This is a genomic window from Kitasatospora sp. NPDC054939 (genome assembly GCF_053610105.1).
This window is the reverse complement of record NZ_JBSGXP010000023.1, coordinates 52477-71712: the sequence shown is the minus strand read 5'-3', so window position 1 is coordinate 71712 and position 19236 is coordinate 52477. Positions and strand designations below refer to the sequence as shown.

Here is a 19236-nt window from a genome sequence, read left to right as displayed (position 1 = left end):
GGTTACATTCCGAACCCGGAAGCTAAGCCTCACAGCGCCGATGGTACTGCAGGGGGGACCCTGTGGGAGAGTAGGACGCCGCCGAACAATCATTCAGAAAAGCCCCGACCGGGATCCCCGGTCGGGGCTTTTCGCATTTCCGGCCCGGCCCGGCCCGGCCCCGCCCGTCGGGGCGGAGGCGGAAAGGGCCCCGGTGGGGGTGGACCTAGCACCACCTGGAACCGGGGCCCGACAGCCAGTGCCCGCCGCGGTCGGCGCAGGCACCATGGTGGAGGTGGTGGAAAAGGCCGGGAACGGCCAGAGGTTCAGGAGTGTCCCGTGACAACAGCGACCAGGACGAGCGGATCGGCGCTGCGCGCCCAGACGGAGGCGGCGCTCGCCAACGGAGGGCGCGGGCTGGCCCGGCTGGCTGTGCTGAGCGTGACCGCGGTGCCGCCCGTGGTGCTGCCGGTCCTCGCGGCGCTGTTCGCGGGCGGGGCCGTGGCGTCGATCCTGGAATTCCTCTACCCGGCGGCCCTGCTCGCCGCCGTCGCGGGCTTTCTGGCGGGCGCCGCGACGGCCGGCCTGTTCGTTCGTCCCGGCGCCGACCGGACGCGCCGGCAGCTGGAGCGCTGGTACGGGATCCGGATCACCCCGGTGTACTCGCCGCGCCCGGCCCTGGAGGCGGACGAGCGCGGGCACTGGTGGACGGGTTACTCCTATCACCGCTCGCACGGGATGGCGCGGCTCGCGCAGCTGCTGCACTGGTCGGCGCGGGACCGGGCGGCCCGGGCCGAGGTGGCCTGGCTGCTGGTCGGGCCGGCGCTGGTGGCGGCGCTGGTGCTGCCGATCGGCGGGCTGCTGCTGGGCGGGGTGGTCTGCCTGGCGATGGCTCCGGGGAGCATGCAGGCGTTCGGGCCGGTGCCGTCCGACGTGGTGTCGCTGCTGGTCACGGGTGCGCTCGGGCTCTCGCTGATCGCCCTCGGCACGGCGCTGGCGCCGTTCGCGGTGCGGCTGTACGCGGAGGCGGCGCGGCGGGTGCTGGACCGGGACTGGCGGGCCTCGCACGCCCAGCTGACCCGCCGGGTGGCGCAGCTGACCGAGACCCGGGCGGACGCGGTCGGCAACCAGGCGGCGGAGCTGCGGCGGATCGAACGGGACCTGCACGACGGTGCGCAGGCGCGGCTGGTGGCGATCGGCATGACCCTCGGGACCATCGAGCACCTGATGGACACCGATCCGGCCGCGGCCCGCCACCTGCTCTCGGAGGCCCGCCAGTCCTCGGCGCGGGCGCTGCAGGAGCTGCGCGACCTGGTGCGGGGGATCCACCCGCCGGTGCTGGCGGAGCGCGGGCTGGGCGACGCGGTGCGGGCGCTGGCGCTGGACAGCGCCCTGCCGACCGAGGTGTGCGTCAGCCTGCCGGACCGTCCGCCGGCGCCGGTGGAGGCCGCGGCGTACTTCAGCATCTGCGAGCTGCTGGCCAACGCGGCCAAGCACTCGGAGGCGCAGCAGGTGTGGGTGGACATCCTGTACCGGGCGGGCACGCTGCGGATCACCGTCACGGATGACGGGGTCGGGGTGGCCGATCCGACCAGGGGGAGCGGGCTGCGCGGGATCGAGCGGCGATTGGGTACCTTCGACGGTGCCATCGCCATCGACAGCACGTCGGGCGGTCCGACCACCATCACCTTGGAGCTGCCGTGCGAGTTGTCCTCGCCGAGGACCTCTACCTCCTTCGAGAAGGCCTGATCCGGCTGCTGGAAGCGCACGGATTCACCATCGCGGCCGCGGTCGAGACCGGTCCGGAGCTCCTGGAGGCGCTGCTGACGCATCGTCCGGACGTCGCCGTGGTCGACGTCCGGCTTCCGCCCACGCTGACCGACGAGGGGCTGCAGGCGGCGCTCAGGGCGCGCCGGGAGATCCCGGGCCTGCCGGTGCTGGTGCTGTCGCAGCACGTGCAGCAGTTGTACGCGAGGGAGTTGCTGGCGGACGGCACGGGCGGGATCGGATACCTGCTGAAGGACCGGGTCTTCAACGCCGACCAGTTCATCGACGCGGTGCGGCGGGTGGCGGCGGGCGGCACCGCGATGGACCCGGACGTGATCGCCAAGCTGCTGCAGACCTCCTCGCGGCGGTCCGGGCCGATCCAGCGGCTGTCGCCGCGCGAGCGCGAGGTGCTGGAGCTGATGGCGGAGGGCTGTTCCAACTCGGCGATCGCCGCCCGGCTGGTGGTCAGCGACGGGGCGGTGGCCAAGCACATCGCGAACATCTTCACCAAGCTGGAGCTGTCCCCGGCGGACGACGCCAACCGCCGGGTGCTGGCGGTGCTCGCGTACCTCAACGGGACGGCGGGGCAGGCCGGATGACCGTCGCCCCGGGGCGGCGGCCGGATCGGCCCGCGGGTCGCCCGCCGCCCCGGGTGGGTCCGCTGATGGCGTGACACCCCGGGCGGCGCCGACGCTGAACAGGTGTCCGAGTAAACTCCGGTGGGCCGAGCCCGGAGGTTGCTGAGCCGTCCGGCGCCCCGACCAGCGGGAACCGGCAGCCGAGGCACGGCAGCAGCCGAGATCCAGGGGTTGATAGACGCAATGGCACGCCCATCCCTCACCAAGGCCCATCGCGGGCTGCTCGGCGTGGTCGCGGCCGGCGCCGTGCTGATCTCGGGCATCGGGTTCGCGGGTTCGTACAACGCGGTGCGCGATCTTGCGGTGGAGAAAGGTTTCGGCACTTTCTCCTACGCCTTCCCGATCGGTGTCGACGCCGGCATCGTCGTCCTGCTGGCGCTCGACCTGGTCCTGACCTGGCTGCGGATCCCGTTCCCGCTGCTGCGGCAGACGGCCTGGCTGCTGACGGCGGCGACCATCGCGTTCAACGCGGCGGCCTCCTGGGGCGACGCGCTCGGGATGGGCATGCACGCCGTCATCCCGGTGCTGTTCGTGGTGGTCATCGAGGCCTCGCGGCACGCGGTCGGCCGGATCGCGGACATCACCGCCGACCGGCACATGGAGTCGGTGCGCCTGATGCGCTGGGTGCTCTCGCCGGTGCCGACCTTCCGGCTCTGGCGGCGGATGAAGCTCTGGGAGCTGCGCTCCTACGAGGAGGTCGTCCGGCTGGAGCAGAACCGGCTGGTCTACCGCGCCCAGCTGCGCTTCCGCTACGGCCGCGGCTGGCGGCGCTCGGCGCCGATCCAGGCGCTGCTGCCGCTGAAGCTCGCCAAGTTCGGCGTGCCGCTGGACCCGGCGCTGCTCGACCGGCTGGACGACGAGGCCGGCCCCGCCCGGGCGGCCGAGGAGGCCCGCGAGGCGCAGGAACTGCCACAGGGCCGGACGGTCGCCGCGGCCATACCGGCCGCCGGGCAGCCGCAGCCGCAGGTGCAGTCCCCGACGCCGCAGCCGCAGGGGCAGCAGCCCGTGGCGCAGGCCGCGCAGCCGGCGCCCGCCCCCGTGGCTGCCGAACCGCAGCCCGCGGCAGCCGTCCCTGCGGTGGCGCCCGAGCTGGCGGTGCCGATGCTGGCCAAGCTCGCGGCGGTGCGGCTGCGCACCAACCAGGAGCCGGCGGACGCGGAGGAGCCGGTACCGGCGCCGCCGCGCGAGGAGCTGAACGTCTGGACCGAGAAGCGCGCGCGGGCCGGTGGCGAGGCTCCGCGGGTGCCCGGCCAGGCGTCGCCGTGGTTCAAGCCGCCGCGCCCGGCCGGCCCGGAGCAGGCCGGACCCCAGCAGCCGGACCCCCAGCAGACCGGGTCCCGACCGGCGGGCCCCGGTGCTCCGCAGGCCGCGGGTCCGCGTCCGGCCGGTCCGCAGCAGGCGGAGCCGCGCCCGGTTCCGGCCGCCCAGGCGGCGTCCGCGGCCGAGCAGGCGTACGAGCCGTACCCGCAGGAGCAGCTGCCGGACGGGCCGTACCCGGACGGGGCCGGCGAGGAGCAGTACGCCGGGGGCCCGTCGGCGGTGCACCGCGACGAGCCGCAGTCCGAGGGCCCGGCCCAGAGCCGCGAGCCGCGGGCCGGCGCCGCCCGGCTGGACCCGGACCTCTGCTTCGAGGCGCTGGTGGCCTACATCGACACCTTCGACCACCAGCCCGACCCGCAGCGCCTCGCGGCGTGGCTGACCAACCAGTACGGCATGAGCGGCAGCCTGCCGGACGGCTCGGTCCACCCGAAGGACGTCGCCGAGCTGTACCCGGAGCTGCGCGACCGCTACGTCTCCGCGGGCCGGGACTGAGGTCCCACGGCGTGGGCGGCCATTGACGCCCGCCCACGCCGGAGCTTACCTTCACCTCAACAATTTGTTGAAGGTGTCGTCCCGCCACGGGCCGGCCCGGCGTGGAGGAGTACGGATGTCGCAGGTCGAGGTGGACGGTACCGGGCCGGCCGGCGGGGCGTCGTTCTCCCCTGCCGCCCGCGCCGCCGTGGACGCGCTGCTCGCGCCGGTCGACGCCGACCTGGCCCGCCGCTACCCGGGCGACTCCGGGAGCCGCCAGCCGGTCCACACCGTGTACGTGCCCGCCGACGCCTTCGCCGAGGACACCGTGCGCAGCTGGGGCCGCCAGGCGTTGGAGGCCTTCGACACCCACGCCGGCACCCCGGCCGAACTGGCCGGCGCCCTCGGGGTGGCCGACGGCGAGCTGCTGGCGGACGTGCACGCCCGGGTCCGCGCCAAGCTGGAGCGCGAGCCGGTCGAGGACCTGCGGATCGACTTCGAGGACGGCTACGGCCCGCGCCCCGACGCCGAGGAGGACGCGGCCGCCGTCCGGACCGCCGAGCTGGTCGCCGCCGCGGTGGCCGACGGCAGCGCGCCCCCGTACATCGGCGTGCGCGTCAAGTGCATGGAGGCGGCCGTCCGGGACCGCGGCATCCGCACCCTGGAGCTGTTCCTCTCCGGCCTGCTGGCGCAGGGCGGCCTGCCCGAGGGTCTGGTGCTCACCCTGCCCAAGGTGACGTACGCCGAGCAGGTCACCGCCCTGGTCGGGCTGCTCGACGACTTCGAGCGCGGCGCCGGGCTGCCGCAGGGGCGGATCGGGTTCGAGATCCAGATCGAGACCACCCAGGCGATCCTCGGCGCCGACGGCCGGGCCACCGTCGCCCGGATGATCGAGGCCGCGGAGGGCCGGGCCACCGGGCTGCACTACGGGACCTTCGACTACAGCGCCGCCTGCGGTGTCGGTGCGGCCTACCAGAGCATGGACCACCCGGTGGCCGACCACGCCAAGGCGGTCATGCAGGTGGCCGCCGCCGGGACGGGCGTGCGGCTGTCGGACGGCTCGACCAACGTCATCCCGACCGGCCCCCGCGAGCAGGTGCACGCCGCCTGGAAGCTCCACCACGACCTGGTCCGCCGCTCGCTGGCCCGCGCCTACTACCAGGGCTGGGACATGCACCCCGCGCACCTGCCGACCCGCTACGCGGCCGTCTACTCCTTCTACCGCGAGGGCCTGGAGGCCGCCGCGGCCCGGCTCGCCGCGTACGTGGCCAAGGCCGGCGGCGACGTGATGGACGAGCCGGCCACCGCCCGGGCGCTCAGCGGCTACGTGCTGCGCGGTCTGGACTGCGGCGCGGTGGACCTCGCCGAGGTCACCGGTCTGACCGGCCTGGACCGGTCCCGGCTGGACGCCCTCGCCGGCCGCTGACCCCGCAGCCCCCCGTCGACTGGGTACGCCCTCCGGCCCGCTGCCCCTCCGACGCGCTGCCGCTCCGACGGCCTGCCCCTCCGACTCGCGACCCGCCCCGGCTCCCCTGCCCCGGGCGGGTCGCGGCCGTCCGGGGCAGCGGGCCGGGGCCCGTCCGGCCCGGGGTTAGGGTGGCAGGGCGGACCGGGTCGGACCCGGCCGCCCCGCCGGCCGCCGTCGTTCCCGGCGCCGGCCCGCCGCCCGGACCCAGGAGAGACGTCCAGCCATGCCCGCCACGCCGGAGCCGACCCCCAGGCAGTACCTCACCGTCCGGCGGGACGGCAGCCACGAGACCGAGATCAAGAAGTCCCGCTTCATCTGCCACCTCGGCCGGGTCGCCGACGAGGAGGAGGCCCAGGCGTTCATCGTTGGCATCCGCAAGCAGTACTGGGACGCCCGGCACAACTGCAGCGCCTTCGTGGTCGGCGACGAGCAGCGCCGGGAGCGCTCCAGCGACGACGGCGAGCCCGGCGGCACGGCCGGCGTGCCGATGCTGGAGGTGCTGCGCAGGCGCGGGCTGACCGACACGGTGGCCGTGGTCACCCGCTACTTCGGCGGGATCAAGCTCGGCGCCGGCGGACTGGTCCGGGCGTACGGGAACGCGGTCTCGGCGGCCGTCGACGAGGTCGGGCTGCTGGAGCGGCGTCCGGTCGCGCTGCTCGCGGTGACGGCCGACCACACCCGGGCGGGGCGGGTCGAGAACGACCTGCGCGCCGCCGGCTACGCGGTGAACGGCCTTGCGTACGAGGCGGCCGGGGTGCGGATCGAGGTGGGGGTGCCCGAGCCGGAGACGGCGGCCTTCCACACCTGGCTGGCCGAGGCGACCGGCGGTACGGCGCTTGCGGTGGCGGCCGGCCGGACGTACGTGGAGGTCCCGGTCTGACCGGGCCCCCGCGGGACGGCTCCGGGCCTACCACCGGACCGCCCGACCGGGGCCGCGGCGCGCGGCCGGGTGCTTGAGCAGATTCACTCGAACGTATGGACGTTGCCCGGAGTTGGAACTTCCGCTCCGGGCCTCGGCGTTTCCTGGGCAAGGATCCGGCCGAACCGGACGAATGACCCCATCGATGGAGGACGACACACCCCACCACCGCACCACGGAGGTAGCGCATGACCTCAGACCGCACCTCGTCGCCCGCCCAGGCCGACCTACCCGGCCCCCGGGGGCCCGCGACGCCCTACCGGATGACCGTCACCACCGCACTCCCGCACGGCGAGGCCCTCGCCCTCGCCGACCAGCACCTCGGTGCCTGGCTGAAGGAGGAGGGCTGCGAGGAACCGCCGCCGGACCTCCACCGGTCCGCTCCGCCGGACGCCCCGCGCCTCCCGGCCGAGCGGCTGCGGCTCGGCGAGCGCGTCCTGCTCGACCGGGACAGTGGCCCGCTGCGCGGCGGCGCAGGCAGCGGCCGCTACGCCCGCCGCCGGCTGCGCACGCCGGCCCCGCACGGCACCCACCAGCTCACGCTCACGATAGCCACCGGCAGCGACGGCCCCACCTGGGTCCGGCTGGAGGCCGAGACCCACCTCACCGGCAGCGGCGTCCGCACCCCCGGCCGGGTGCCGGTTCCCGAGCTGGCCCGCACCCTGCTGCCCCTGCTCGACGCCAGCGACGGCCCGGCGGCCGTCCAGCTCGCCCCCCGGGTGGTCACCGCAGGCCAGGTGGACGACCTGATCGACGAGCTGTGCGACCCCGAGCGGCGCCTGCCCACCGTGGTGGCCAGCGTCCCGGTGCACCTCGGGGTCGACCGCTGGGTCGCGGACGTCGTCCGCCCGCTCTGCCATCAGCTCCCCGGCCTGGCCACCGCCTACGTCCTCGACCCCGCGGCCCGGATGGAGTTCAACGTCGCCCTGGAGTACCACACCGTGTACGGCGGCGCGGTGCGTACGTACCTGCCCGAGGTCGACCCGGCCTCCCGGCACGACGGCGCCCGCCACCCCGTGCTGCCCCGGCACCGGATAGAGGAGAACGTCCGCCGCGCCGCCGGACTGCTGGCCCGCGAACCGCGCCGGCTCGCCGCCGAGCAGCCGCTGCCCGCCCCGCTGGCCGCCGTTCCGGTGCTCCGGGTGGCGCCCGCCCCGCCCAGGCCGGAGGCGGCCCGGGGCGACGAGCACGGCGCCGCCGAGCGGACGGTACTCGCCCACGAGGAGCAGCAGGACCGCGCCGAGCAGCAGGCCCGGGCGGACGAACTGGAGCGGGTCCGGCACAGCCTGCACCGCTCCCGCCGCCGCGAGCGCGGGCCGGCCCCCGACAGCGAGGAGCAGCCCGGAGCGCTGCGCCACGTCGGCGCGCAGATGCGCGCCCTCGCCGGACGGCTCTGCTCGGTGCCCGCACCGCCCGCCGCCCCGGGTGCCCCGGTCGCGCCGACCGGCGGTGCGGCGTACGGCCGGTCGGCCCGCGGCCGGGCCGGGCTCGCCCCCGACGCCACGGGCGATGAGCGCGTCCCCGGGACGTTCACCGAGCTCATGGCCCGCATGGACGAGTTCCCGCTGCTGACCTTCACCGGCGACCAGAAGAACGCCCTGGCCCTGGACGAACTCCAGTGCACCGGCACCGGCTGGGCCCGGCTCGCCTGGGAGGGGCTGACGGCCCTGCAGGAGTACGCGGAGGCCGCCGTCCGCGGCGAGGCCGGCGGCGACTTCAAGCAGTGGTGCGAGCGGACCCCGGTCGGCTGCCACCACTTCCCGCCCCGCAAGGCGGTGCGCGGCGAATCGCAGACGGTGTTCAGCCACACCAAGTGGAAGCGCGAGCGGATGCTGCCGGTCCCCGCCTGCGTGGACGCGTCCCGGCGGGCCTTCATGGGCGCGCACCTGCGGATCGGCGGCGGGCGCACCGCGCCCCGGCTGCACTACCTGGACGACTGTTCCGGTAGTGGCCGGATCTATGTCGGCTACATCGGCCTGCACCTGACCAACACCCGGACCAACTGAGAGGCTTGGCTGACCGGTGCGCCCGTTCGGTGGACAATGTCCGGCAGGGGCCGGCCGCAGGGCTGCGGGCCGCCGCCCCGGGCAGGTGCCCGACGAGCATGGGGGAACGACCACCGATGCAGCACTCCGCAGACGGCCGCGCCGACACCGCTGCCACGGTCCCCCAACCGGGCTTCCTGGCCTCGGTCTTCCGTGACCTCGGCGTCGACGAGCCGGCCGAGGGGTGGGAGGCGGAGGGCCCGACCGGCGGCCCGGCCGAGCCCGGTCCCCCCGGCGGGCCCGCCGATGACGAGGCGGTGGCGGCGCACGGCCGCGCCGCCGCCCTCGTCCACCACCGCACCCTCACCGTCCGGGCCGAGCACGACCGGCTGGCCGACCTGCTGCGGCGGGCCGCCCTGCCGGTCTCGGCCATGGACTTCGAGAGCCAACTGCGCAGCTACGAGCCGCGGCCCTACCCCGACGGCACCCAGGAGCCCGAGGGCGAGGCCGAGCCGCGCTGGGAGGACTTCGCGCCGCCCACCCCGCCGGAGACCGACCCGGAGGCCGGACCCTCCCGCCGCCTGCTCGACTCCGGCTACCAGCGCGAACTGGCCGCGGCCCGGCTCGCCCACCAGCGCGCCCTGCGCGAGTGGCGCACCCGGCAGGAGGAGGCCGGCAGTTCCGGCGCGGCCGAGACCCGGCGGGCCCACGAACGCGCCGAACAGGCCAGGGCACGCGCCGTCCGCGAGTACAACGACAGCCTGGAGGAGTGCCGCCGCGCCTACCGGCAGGCCGAGCCCGCCGCCGTCGAATCGCTGCTGGAACGGGCCCTGGCCGCCTCCGAGACCGCCACCCAGGACCTCCCGACCCCCTGCCGCGCGGTGTTCCGCCCGCTCACCCGGACGGCCGTCCTCGACCTCGACCTGCCGCCGCTGGACCTCGTACCCTCGCTCAGCGGCTTCCGCCTCGCCCCCGACGGCGAACCGCTGCCCGTCCCGCGCCCGCCCGCCGACCGGGCCACCGACTACCTGCGGCTGGTCGCCCGCCTCGCCCTGCGCGCCCTGCAGGCCGCGGACGCCGTCGACACCGAGGAGATACTCGCCGGCGTCGTGCTCAACGGCTGGCTGCGCCCGGCCGGCGGCACGCAGCCGCTCTGCCTGGTCAGCGTCGACGCCGACCGCGACGCCCTGGCCCGCACCCGGCTGCTGCCGCCCGCCGCGCCGTACGAGGAGCGCGACGGCGACGGCATCTACGCCGACGCCGAACAGGACGAGGCCCTGGTGCGGCTGCGCCAGCTCGGCGCCGCCGTCACCCCCGACCCGTACGCCACGGCCACCGTCGAACCCGCCGCCGCGGCCGGCCCCACCGTGCCGGCCCCGGCGGACCTCTCGGCCAACGAGTTCACCCAGCTCGTCCGGGAACTGCTCACCCGCGGCGGTCTGGCGCAGTGGAGCGTGCGGCTGCGCGGCCCGGCCGGGCTGGTCGCCACCGGTGAGGGCGCCGACGGCAGCGCGCTGCCCGGCCGCTGGGTGGTCTGGGCCTCCCGGGCCGAGGAACCGGTCGCCGAGGAGGAGATCCGCACGCTCGCCGAGGCGGTCCGGGAGGAGGCCGCCGACCGCGGGCTGCGCCTGACGACGGGTCGGTTCAGCGACGGCGCCCTCGATCTGACGGCCGAGGAGGGCCACCGCCACATCCACCTGATCGACGGTGACGGCGTGCGCGAACTCGCCCGCACCCACCTCGGGCTCCCGCTCGGCGCCGCCCGCTGAGGCACCGGCGGACATTCGCCCGCGGACGGCCCGAGAGCTTCACCCCGACGGCCTCACCCCGTCGGCCCGCCCGGCGGGCGGCCCCGCGGCCCGGGCGCGAGGCTGGACGGCACGACCGGAAGGGCGCGACCGGACACCCCCGCTGCGGGAGGGGACAGCGGACGGGGCAGAGAACGGGGGAGGCGCAGTGACCGCGATCCTGGTGGCCGCCGGGGCCTTCCTGATGACGCTGCTCGGGGGCCTGGTCGCCCAGCACACCGGGGACCGCCGCCACCTGGTGCTCGGCTTCGCCGCCGGCCTGATGCTCGGCGTGGTCGCCTTCGACCTGCTCCCGGAGGCCCTCCAGCAGGCGCCCGAGGAGGTGCACGGCGTCCCGCAGGCCCTGCTGCTCTTCGCGGCCGGATTCCTGACCATCCACATCGTCGAACGGGCGGTGGCCATCCACCGCGGCCACGAGGACGAGTACGCCGAGCACACCCACGGCCAGCAGCCCGCCCACGGCGCGCACGCCCATACCCATGGCCACCAGCACGGCAGCGGCAGCCAGGGTGTCGGGCTTACCGCCGCACTGGCACTGGTCGGGCACAGCCTGATGGACGGCTTCGCGATCGGCGCGGCCTTCCAGGCGGGCAGCACCGTCGGTACGGTCGTCGCCATCGCGGTGGTCGCCCACGACTTCGCGGACGGCTTCAACACGTACACGATCACCCGGCTGTACGGGAACGACCGGCGGCGGGCGCTGGCCCTGCTGACGGCGGACGCCCTCGCCCCGGTGACCGGTGCCGCGATCACCCTGCTGTTCACCATCCCGGAGCAGGCCCTCGGCCTCTACCTGGGATTCTTCGCCGGATTCCTGCTCTACCTGGCGACCTCCGACATCCTCCCGGAGGCGCACAGCCCGCACCCCTCGCGCAGCACCCTGCTCTGCACCGTCGCCGGGGTGGGCTTCATGTGGCTGGTGATCGGCTTCGCCGAGTAGGGCAGCGCTCCCCGGCGGCCCCGACCGCTCCCCGGCGCTCCCCACTGCTCGTCGAGGCCCCGCCGCAGCCCCGCCGTTCCCCGGTTCCCTGGCTCCCCGGCTCCCTGGTTCCCCGGCGCCCGTCAGCGGGCGTCCCAGCGCTCCCGGATCGCGTCCAGCGCCGCGGTGATCGCCGGTCGCCGCGAGGCCTGGGTGCGCCAGAGCGCGAACACCCGCCGGCTGGGCTCCGGCACCACCGGGCGGGCGACCACCCCGGGCGGCAGCGGCCCCCGCCCGAGCCGCGGCACCAGACCCACCCCGAGCCCGGCCCCGATCAGGGCGAGCTGGGTCTCGAACTCGCCGACCTGGTAGCGGACGTCCGGTTCCTCCCCGGCCTCGCGCAGGGTCCGGACCAGCCAGTCGTGGCAGATGTTGCCCGGCGGCACGCTGATCCAGCGCTGCCCGCGGAGGCCTCCCACCGGCACCACGGCGAGACCGGCCAGGGGGTGTTCGGCAGGCAGCACCAGGTCCACCGGGTCGTCGCCGAGGTCCAGCCGGGAGAGCCCGTCCTGCACCGGCAGCGGCACGGTCGGCCAGTCCTGCACCACCGCGAGGTCCACCTCGCCGCGGGCGACCAGTTCGGCCGCCGGGTAGGGGTCGGTCTCCAGCAGTCGGACGTCCAGTTCGGGGCAGCGCTCGCGCAGGTCCGCCAGCGCGCCCGGCAGCAGCCCGCGGGCGCCGGTGGCGAAGGAAGCGACCAGCAGCCGCCCGACCGCCCGACCGCGCTGCTCCTCCAGGCGTACCTCGGCCTGCTCCACCAGGGAGAGCAGGTGCTGCGCGGTGGCGGCGAGTCCGTGCGCCGCGTCGGTCAGCACCACGCCCCGGCCCCGGCGCTCCAGCAGCACCGTCCGGGTCTCCCGTTCCAGCTTGGCGATCTGCTGCGAGACCGCCGAGGGCGTGAAGCCCAGTGCGGCCGCGGCCCGCCCGACCGAGCCGTGCACCGCCACCGCGTGCAGTGCGCGCAGGCGCCCCAGATCCAGCATGAAGCAATGCTAAACCGTGGCCTTCAGAACTCATCGCTGGTGCTGAACGGTCGGCTGCGGCGATGCTCGGACCATGCCCACCGACCGGCCCGCCCCCAGCGGCGACATGCCCCCACGTCACATCGCCCTGGCCGTCCTGGTGGCGGCCGTCTGGGGCCTCAACTTCGTGCTCATCCACGTCGGCCTGGAGAACTTCCCGCCGCTGCTGTTCTGCGCGCTGCGCTTCGCGGTCGTTGCGGTCCCGGCGGTCTTCTTCATCGGCCGTCCGAAGGTCGCCTGGAAGTGGATCCTGGCGGTCGGGCTCTCGCTCGGCGTGGTCAAGTTCGGGCTGCTCTTCCTCGGCATGGACGCCGGGATGCCCGCCGGGCTCTCCTCGCTGGTCCTGCAGAGCCAGGCCGTGTTCACCGCCCTGTTCGCCGCCGTCCTGCTACGCGAGCGCCCGGGCCGGCAGCGGGTGGCCGGACTCGCGATCGCCTTCGCCGGCATCGGCCTCACCGCCGTCGACCGCGGAACCGGCGGACCGCTCGGGGCCTTCGTCCTGGTCATCGCCTCCGCCGCGGCCTGGGGGCTGTCCAACGTGCTGACCCGCCGGGCCGCGCCCGCCGACGCGCTGCGCTGGATGGTCTGGGTCAGCGCGGTGCCGCCACTGCCGCTGCTCGCGCTCTCGCTGCTGGTCGAGGGGCCCTCCGCGGACCTCGCGGCACTGCGCTCGATCACCCCGGCCGGCCTGGGCGCGATCGGATACGTCGGACTGGTCTCCACCCTGTTCGGCTTCGTCGCGTGGAGCTTCCTGCTGCGCAGCCACGACGCCACGGCGGTGGCGCCCTACTCGCTGCTGGTGCCGGTGTTCGGGATGGCCTCGGCCTGGCTGCTGCTCGGCGAGCCGGTGGGTCCGCTCTCCGCCGCCGCCGCGCTGCTGGTGATCGCCGGGATCGGGATCACCGCGCTGCCTCCGGGGGTGTGGTCCGGCGCGGCGGCGCGCCGGTCGCGTACGCGGCCTCCGCGGCCCGCAGCGCCCGCAGCAGCGCCTCCTGCTCGGTGGGGCTGACCGGCCCGAAGTACTCCTGCGCCACCTCGTACCGGACCTGCCCGATCCGGTCCACCGCCGACCGGCCGGCCGCGGTCAGCACCAGCCGCACCGCCCGCCGGTCGGCCGGGTCCGGGGTGCGCTCGACCAGTCCGGCTTCCTCCAGGGCGTCCACCACGGTGGTGGCCGAGCGGGGTGCGATGTGCAGCCGTTCGGCGAGGTCGCCCAGCCGCATCGGGTGGTCCGGCGACTCGCAGCCCGGCGCGTGCGCCAGCATCCGCAGCGCGCGGCCCTGGCCGGGGGTGATCCCGTACGGCTCCAGCCGCTCGCTGGTGCGGCGGCGGATGCGCTTCATGGCCCGGGTCATCGCGTCCGCGAGTTCGGCGGAGGTCTCCTGGGAGGCCGGTGCTGCCGGGGCGGCCTGGGCCTCGGCGCCCGGGTCGGCCGGGGCGGGGGAACCGGGGGAGCCGGGGGAGGAGTCCGCCGCGTCGTCGGTCGGCGTGGTGGTCATGGCGGCTCTCCTCGGCAGGTGTTCGACCCAGGGTATCGGCCGGTCGGAGCAGCCCCCGGAGCCGTGGTCGAAATTTGTTGAGCCAGGCTCAGTATTCGCGTTAGCGTAGCCCCGAGTGAGGTCACCCTAAGTGCCCTCCCCGACCCTGGAGGACCCGTGTCCCGTTCCGAAGCCCGCGTCGCCACCGACCGCCCCGCCCGCTACGCCAAGCAGCTCGCCGCCCACATGGGCCGCAAGATCGAGGCCCACTGGTCCGAGGAGACCGGCCGCGGCACCCTCACCTTCGGCGCCGGCACCGCCACCCTGACCGCCGAACCCGGCGCCCTGCTGCTGGCCGTCGAGGGCGACGCCGAGCACCTGCCCGGGCTGGAGGACGTCGTCGGCCGCCACCTGGTGCGCTTCGGCAGCCGCGACGAACTCGTGGTCGCCTGGCAGCGCGACAACGGTGAGGCCGGCCTCGTCCAGCGCAACGAGGAGGACCCCGCGGAGTCCTGAGCCCCGGCCGGGTCGCCCCTCAGCGGACGGCGCCCCCGCCGGAGCGGGCCCCGGCCGGGTCGGTTCCGCCGGGACCGGCACCATCGGCGGCGGCACCGTCGGCGTCGGCGCTGCCGGAACCGGCCCCGCCGGGGTCCCGCGGCAACCACCGGACGAGCGCCCACAACAGCAGCCCGGCCAGGCACCAGCCCGCCACCACGTCCAGCAGCCAGTGGTAGTCGCTCCAGACCAGGCCCAGGCCCACGCCCGCCGCGAGCGCCGCCGCCGCACCGTGCAGCCGGGCGCGCACCCGGGGCGCCGCCGTCCGGCCCAGCAGCAGCGCCGCGACGCCGTACCCGATAGTGGCCGTCACGGTGTGGCCCGACGGGTACCAGCCCCACTGGTCGGCCGACAGCGGCAGCCCGAACGGTCCCGGCCGGCCGAACCACGCCTTCGCCGGGACGACCAGTAGCGGGATCGCCGCGGTCGCCGCCACCGCCACCGGCAGCGGGAGCCACCAACGCCGGCGGCAGGCCCGGCGCGACCGCCACGCGGCCAGCCCGCCGCCGCCCAGCAGCACCGGGACGGCCGGCACCGAGCCGCCGAGGTCCGACAGTGCCTTGCCCAGGTGGTTCAGCAGCCTGCTCTGCAGCCAGTGGCGGGACTCCAGCACCGCGTGCCGCACCCAGCGGTCCAGCCCCAGCAGCGGCCCGTCCACCGCGACCTGCCAGGACACCAGCACCAGGACCGCCGCCAGCAGCACCGGCAGGGCCGCCGGGTGCACCGCCCGTCCCGGAACGCGAAGTTGCCGCCCCGGAGCAGGGGGGAGAGCTCCGGGGCGGCCGGGATGATCGCCGTTCCGCGCGCCCCGGGGGGTGTGGGTCGGACGGTCGGTCGATCGGCCTTCGGTATGTGCCGTCCCTGCCGGGGCGGCCTGGTTGTCCTCGCGGGCGGGTCGCGGACCCGCCCTGCCGGGCGGCGCCGCGGACGGTTCCGCCGATGCTCGGGGCTCGCTGTCCATCCGTCATGACACTACGTCAACCGACTTGTCCGGCCGGGGAGCTTCAGCGATTCCGCACAGCATCTTCACCCCGGGCCGGGCAACCCCCACGCACACGACCGAACGGCCCGGCCCCCGCGGGGGGACCGGGCCGAACGGCGCTGTCCGGAAGCATCCGGAGCCGGTGGGGGGAGTCGGATCAGACGCCCGCGAAGGCACTGTCCAGGATGTCCAGACCCTCGTTCAGCAGGTGCTCCGGCATCACCAGCGGCGGCAGGAAGCGCAGCACGTTGCCGTAGGTGCCGGCGGTCAGCACCACCAGGCCCTGCGCGTGGCAGGCCTTCGCGATCGCGCCCGCGGCCTCCGCGTTCGGCTCCTTGCCGCCCGGCTTCACCAGCTCGACCGCGACCATCGCGCCGCGACCGCGGACCTCGCCGATGATCTCGAACTTCTCCTGCATCGCCCGCAGGCGGCCCAGCATGATCTCGCCGATCCGCTGCGCCTTGCCGTTGAGGTCCTGCTCCTTCATCGTCTCGATGGAGCCCAGCGCGGCGGCGCAGGCCACCGGGTTGCCGCCGTAGGTGCCGCCCAGGCCGCCCGCGTGCGCGGCGTCCATGATCTCGGCGCGGCCGGTCACCGCGGCCAGCGGCAGACCGCCGGCGATGCCCTTCGCGGTGGTGATGAGGTCCGGGACGATGCCCTCGTCGTCACAGGCGAACCACTGGCCGGTGCGGCAGAAGCCGGTCTGGATCTCGTCCGCGACGAACACGATGCCGTTGGCCTTCGCGTACTCCACGATCGCCGGCAGGAAGCCCTTGGCCGGCTCGATGAAGCCGCCCTCGCCCTGGATCGGCTCGATGATGATCGCCGCGACGTTGTCGGCGCCGATCTGCTTGTTGATCATGTCGATCGCCTGGGCGGCGGCCTCGGCGGCGCAGTTCTCCGCACCGGTCAGCCAGCGGTACGGGTACGCGACCGGGACCCGGTAGATCTCCGGCGCGAACGGACCGAAGCCCTGCTTGTACGGCATGTTCTTCGCCGTCAGGCCCATGGTCAGGTTGGTGCGGCCGTGGTAGCCGTGGTCGAACACCACGACGGCGGTCCGCTTGGTGTACGCGCGGGCGATCTTCACCGCGTTCTCGACGGCCTCGGCACCCGAGTTGAACAGCGCGGTGCGCTTCTCGTGGTCGCCCGGGGTCAGCTCGTTGAGCTGCTCGGCCACGGCCACGTAGCCCTCGTACGGGGTCACCATGAAACAGGTGTGGGTGAAGGCGGCGAGCTGCTCCGACGCCTTGGCCACCACGGCCTCGGCGCTGTTGCCGACATTGGTCACGGCGATGCCGGAACCGAAGTCGATCAGCGAGTTGCCGTCCACGTCCTCCAGCACGCCGCCGTTGGCACGGGAGACGTACACCGGCAGCGTGGTGCCGACACCGGCCGCCACCGCACCCAGCTTGCGGGCCTGCAGCTCCTGCGACTTCGGGCCGGGGATCGCGGTGACCAGGCGGCGCTCCTGCGGGAGCGGCGATACGGCGCTCATGGGGTTCTCCAGACTTCTCGACTCGGTTCTCGCAGGCTACGGCCGCCCTCCCCGGCCGGGCATGCGCCACTCGGTAGCACTGCGCCGTCCGACTTGTCCGGCTCGGCCAGACCGGGTGGCACGGCTACCCCCAGGTCCCGCTCCACTACATTGAGCGCGGGCGTGTCGCCGGTGCGGCGGCATGGGTATGGCGGCACCGACGGACGGTCGGGGCGGGCGGGCGAGGGAGCGGGGCCGTACATGGCACTGGACGGGGCACACGGACACGGCGAACGGACCACCGCGACACCCCCTGCGGCCATGCCCCACCAACGCCCGCGCCCCCTCCCCTTCGACCTGCCCGCCTGGGCCGCCGCACCCCGCCCCGCCGCCGCCCCGGGCATCTACCGCCAGGGCCACCGCCCGCTCGACCCCGACCGCGCCGAAGCCGCCAAGGTCCCGGCCGGCCCGCTGCTGCTCAGAGCCGTGCTCAACCTGGTGGTGGGGTGGCTGGCCTATCTGTACGGCACGCAGCTGACCACCTACATCCTGGTCTGGTTCGGCCAACAGGCCGGGATCGGGCCGCTCGCCGACCCGTCCGAGTCCGAGGCGATGATCACCCTGCTGGTCGCCAACGCCGCGGTGCTGGCGGTCGTGATCAAGGTCTTCGGCCGGATGGGTCGCTGGCTGGAGGTGTGGCGCCGGTACGCGACGCCGCTGCTGTCGCGGGCGGTGACCGAGCAGGCGCCGGCCGTGGGCGAGACGCACGTCGAGGTGGCACGGCCGTTCGACCCCTGGGGCGGGTTGCGGGGTGGGGGGGCCGGGGTGGCTGCGGGGCGGCTGGACGGGGAGGCCGTGGGGGACGTCGACTACGTGCGGATCCAGCGGGCGTGGGAGTCGGCGCAGGCCGATCCGGCGTTCGTGCCGGCGTTCGTGGCGCAGGTGGTGGAGCGCGGCGCCGCGGCGTGCGCGCACCCGTCGGAGGCACGCGATCTGCCGGGCCGGGCGGGGCGGCACGACCTGCTGGTGCGCCAGGTGCGGCTGGGGACGGCGCAGGACGTGCCGAAGAACCCGCTGTCGCACCGGGCGGCGGGCTTCGCGCTGGACCCGGAGGTGCTGGGGACGTCGCTGCTGGCGGTCGGCCCGGCCGGGACGGGCAAGACGGTGCGGCTGGCCCGGCCGGTGGCCGAGGCGTTCTGCCTGCAGGCGCTGGCGGGCACGGCGTGCGCGGTGGTGATCGGCGCGGCCGACGCGGACCTCGGGCCGGACGCCTGGTACGACGTGGTGATCGCGCCGGGCGACCCGGCCTCGGTGTACGGCCTGGACCTGTACGGCGCGGCGCGGGACCCCGACGAGGCGGCGGCCCGGTTGGCGGAGGCGCTGCTGCCGGACGAGCTGGCGCCCCGGGCGGAGAGCGCCCGGACGGCGGCGCAGCAGGTGGTCGGCCCGTTCCGGGCGGCGCACGGCCGCTACCCGGGGGTGGGCGAGTTGCGGGCGCTGCTGGCGGGGGAGCCGGAGGCGCTGGAGGAGTTGGTGAAGGCGCTGCGTGCGGCGGGCCGGCTGGCGGTGTACGAGCGGGACCTGGAGCACCGGGAGCGCCAGCGCGGCCGGGCGGACGATCCGGGGGCGCTGCTCGCGGACCGGCTGGCGCTGCTGGAGCGGCCGGCCTTCGCGGGGGTGTTCGCGACGGATGGGACGGGCCGTCCGCCGTTCGCGATGCGGGTGCTGGACCATCCGCTGCGGGTGCGGGTGAAGCTGCCGGAGCGCAGTCACCCGGAGGTGGCGCGGATGCTGTCGAGGCTGTTGACGAGCCAGTTCGTGCAGGCGGCGGCGGTCCGGGAGGACCGTTCGCTGTTCGCGGGACTGGTGGTGGACGATGCCTCGGCGGCGCTGGACGGGCATGTGGTGCGGGGGCTGCAGCGGCTGCGCGGGGCCCATGCGGGTGCGGTGCTGCTGCTGCGCACCCTGGTGGACGTGCCGGAGCCGCTGCGGGCGCCGCTGTTCGGGGCGGTCGGCTGCCGGATGGCGTTCCCGGGGATCGCGCCGTGGGACGGCAAGCTGTTCTCGGAGGCGTGGGGGACGCACCTGGTGCAGGAGACGGCGGTGACGCACACCCCGGACACCTCGGGCGGGCTGTTCCGCCGTTCGCTGCGGGTGGGGCGCAAGGCGCTGTCGGGGACGACGGCGCAGACCGAGTCGGTGACCACCCGGGAGGTGGAGCGGGTGCGCTGGTCGCCGTCGGACCTCGCGCACAGCCTGCCGGCGGGGCACGCGGTGGTGTCGCTGACGGCGGTCTCGGGCGAGCAGGTGCCCCCGCTGCTGGTGGACCTCCGGGACTGAACGCCGCCGTCCCCGCGCCGCCGTCCCCCGTATCGCCGCTGCGGTGGA

Annotated in this window: 15 protein-coding genes and 1 rRNA gene; 12 read left to right on the top strand and 4 right to left on the bottom strand. The window is 75.5% G+C overall.

All coding sequences use genetic code 11. The features are described from left to right. The 9 genes from rrf to ACWGB8_RS09785 all read left to right on the top strand — a co-directional run. Positions 1-87: ribosomal RNA gene (gene rrf, locus ACWGB8_RS09825) — 5S ribosomal RNA — on the top strand; the annotation flags it as partial. A gap of 231 nt (positions 88-318) precedes the next feature. Next, the gene (locus ACWGB8_RS09820; RefSeq protein WP_452211986.1) at positions 319-1728 is read left to right on the top strand and encodes a sensor histidine kinase; all 1410 of its coding nucleotides are present in this window, start codon (positions 319-321) and stop codon (positions 1726-1728) included. Continuing rightward, a complete protein-coding gene (locus ACWGB8_RS09815; RefSeq protein WP_452211984.1) occupies positions 1680-2345 on the top strand; it encodes a response regulator transcription factor in 666 nt (221 codons plus the stop codon). Before ACWGB8_RS09820 ends, ACWGB8_RS09815 begins: the two co-directional genes overlap by 49 nt. Before the next feature lie 222 nt (positions 2346-2567). Further along, positions 2568-4196 carry a DUF2637 domain-containing protein gene (locus tag ACWGB8_RS09810; RefSeq protein WP_452211982.1) on the top strand — a complete coding sequence of 543 codons (1629 nt, stop codon included), beginning with the start codon at positions 2568-2570 and terminating at the stop codon, positions 4194-4196. A 115-nt stretch (positions 4197-4311) separates the two neighbouring features. Next, positions 4312-5601, top strand: a complete 1290-nt coding sequence (locus ACWGB8_RS09805) for a DUF6986 family protein (protein WP_452211980.1) — start codon at positions 4312-4314, stop codon at positions 5599-5601. Positions 5602-5866: 265 nt separating this feature from the next. Continuing rightward, a complete protein-coding gene (locus ACWGB8_RS09800) occupies positions 5867-6523 on the top strand; it encodes a YigZ family protein (RefSeq protein WP_452211978.1) in 657 nt (218 codons plus the stop codon). A gap of 227 nt (positions 6524-6750) precedes the next feature. After that, positions 6751-8568 (top strand): hypothetical protein, encoded by a 1818-nt coding sequence (locus ACWGB8_RS09795; RefSeq protein ID WP_452211976.1) that lies wholly within the window; start codon positions 6751-6753, stop codon positions 8566-8568. A gap of 116 nt (positions 8569-8684) precedes the next feature. Beyond that, positions 8685-10316, top strand: a complete 1632-nt coding sequence (locus ACWGB8_RS09790) for a restriction endonuclease (protein ID WP_452211974.1) — start codon at positions 8685-8687, stop codon at positions 10314-10316. A gap of 223 nt (positions 10317-10539) precedes the next feature. Further along, positions 10540-11295 carry a ZIP family metal transporter gene (locus ACWGB8_RS09785; protein WP_452211991.1) on the top strand — a complete coding sequence of 252 codons (756 nt, stop codon included), beginning with the start codon at positions 10540-10542 and terminating at the stop codon, positions 11293-11295. 122 nt (positions 11296-11417) lie between these two features. Here ACWGB8_RS09785 and ACWGB8_RS09780 read toward each other — a convergent pair whose 3' ends face one another. Then, entirely contained in the window at positions 11418-12317 is a 900-nt protein-coding gene (locus ACWGB8_RS09780; protein WP_452211972.1) for a LysR family transcriptional regulator, read from the bottom strand. A gap of 106 nt (positions 12318-12423) precedes the next feature. Between ACWGB8_RS09780 and ACWGB8_RS09775 the strand changes: the two genes are divergently transcribed. Then, positions 12424-13365 carry an EamA family transporter gene (locus ACWGB8_RS09775; RefSeq protein ID WP_452211989.1) on the top strand — a complete coding sequence of 314 codons (942 nt, stop codon included), beginning with the start codon at positions 12424-12426 and terminating at the stop codon, positions 13363-13365. Here the strand turns inward: ACWGB8_RS09775 and ACWGB8_RS09770 are convergent. After that, entirely contained in the window at positions 13256-13855 is a 600-nt protein-coding gene (locus ACWGB8_RS09770; RefSeq protein ID WP_452211970.1) for a MarR family winged helix-turn-helix transcriptional regulator, read from the bottom strand. The genes ACWGB8_RS09775 and ACWGB8_RS09770 overlap by 110 nt on opposite strands. 156 nt (positions 13856-14011) lie before the next feature. On the opposite strand from ACWGB8_RS09770, the gene ACWGB8_RS09765 reads away from it, so the two are divergent. Next, positions 14012-14350 carry a DUF2218 domain-containing protein gene (locus ACWGB8_RS09765; protein ID WP_452211968.1) on the top strand — a complete coding sequence of 113 codons (339 nt, stop codon included), beginning with the start codon at positions 14012-14014 and terminating at the stop codon, positions 14348-14350. Between the two features lie 19 nt (positions 14351-14369). Here ACWGB8_RS09765 and ACWGB8_RS09760 read toward each other — a convergent pair whose 3' ends face one another. Together ACWGB8_RS09760 and gabT are read right to left on the bottom strand one after the other, a co-directional pair. Next, positions 14370-15113 carry a phosphatase PAP2 family protein gene (locus tag ACWGB8_RS09760; RefSeq protein WP_452211966.1) on the bottom strand — a complete coding sequence of 248 codons (744 nt, stop codon included), beginning with the start codon at positions 15111-15113 and terminating at the stop codon, positions 14370-14372. Between the two features lie 415 nt (positions 15114-15528). Then, complete coding sequence (gene gabT, locus ACWGB8_RS09755; protein ID WP_452211964.1) at positions 15529-16869, bottom strand: 4-aminobutyrate--2-oxoglutarate transaminase; 1341 nt, start codon at positions 16867-16869, stop codon at positions 15529-15531. 300 nt (positions 16870-17169) lie between these two features. On the opposite strand from gabT, the gene ACWGB8_RS09750 reads away from it, so the two are divergent. After that, positions 17170-19188, top strand: a complete 2019-nt coding sequence (locus tag ACWGB8_RS09750) for an ATP-binding protein (protein ID WP_452211962.1) — start codon at positions 17170-17172, stop codon at positions 19186-19188. The last annotated feature ends 48 nt before the right edge of the window (positions 19189-19236 follow it).

Bases quoted from the DNA above. Each gene is read 5' to 3' on its own strand.
- ACWGB8_RS09790 (WP_452211974.1), top strand. From the start codon at position 8,685: ATGCAGCACTCCGCAGACGGCCGCGCCGACACCGCTGCCACGGTCCCC.
- ACWGB8_RS09775 (WP_452211989.1), top strand. From the start codon at position 12,424: ATGCCCCCACGTCACATCGCCCTGGCCGTCCTGGTGGCGGCCGTCTGG.
- ACWGB8_RS09800 (WP_452211978.1), top strand. From the start codon at position 5,867: ATGCCCGCCACGCCGGAGCCGACCCCCAGGCAGTACCTCACCGTCCGG.
- ACWGB8_RS09750 (WP_452211962.1), top strand. From the start codon at position 17,170: ATGCCCCACCAACGCCCGCGCCCCCTCCCCTTCGACCTGCCCGCCTGG.
- ACWGB8_RS09770 (WP_452211970.1), bottom strand. From the start codon at position 13,855: ATGACCACCACGCCGACCGACGACGCGGCGGACTCCTCCCCCGGCTCC.
- ACWGB8_RS09805 (WP_452211980.1), top strand. From the start codon at position 4,312: ATGTCGCAGGTCGAGGTGGACGGTACCGGGCCGGCCGGCGGGGCGTCG.
- ACWGB8_RS09795 (WP_452211976.1), top strand. From the start codon at position 6,751: ATGACCTCAGACCGCACCTCGTCGCCCGCCCAGGCCGACCTACCCGGC.
- gabT (WP_452211964.1), bottom strand. From the start codon at position 16,869: ATGAGCGCCGTATCGCCGCTCCCGCAGGAGCGCCGCCTGGTCACCGCG.
- ACWGB8_RS09780 (WP_452211972.1), bottom strand. From the start codon at position 12,317: ATGCTGGATCTGGGGCGCCTGCGCGCACTGCACGCGGTGGCGGTGCAC.
- ACWGB8_RS09785 (WP_452211991.1), top strand. From the start codon at position 10,540: ATGACGCTGCTCGGGGGCCTGGTCGCCCAGCACACCGGGGACCGCCGC.
- ACWGB8_RS09810 (WP_452211982.1), top strand. From the start codon at position 2,568: ATGGCACGCCCATCCCTCACCAAGGCCCATCGCGGGCTGCTCGGCGTG.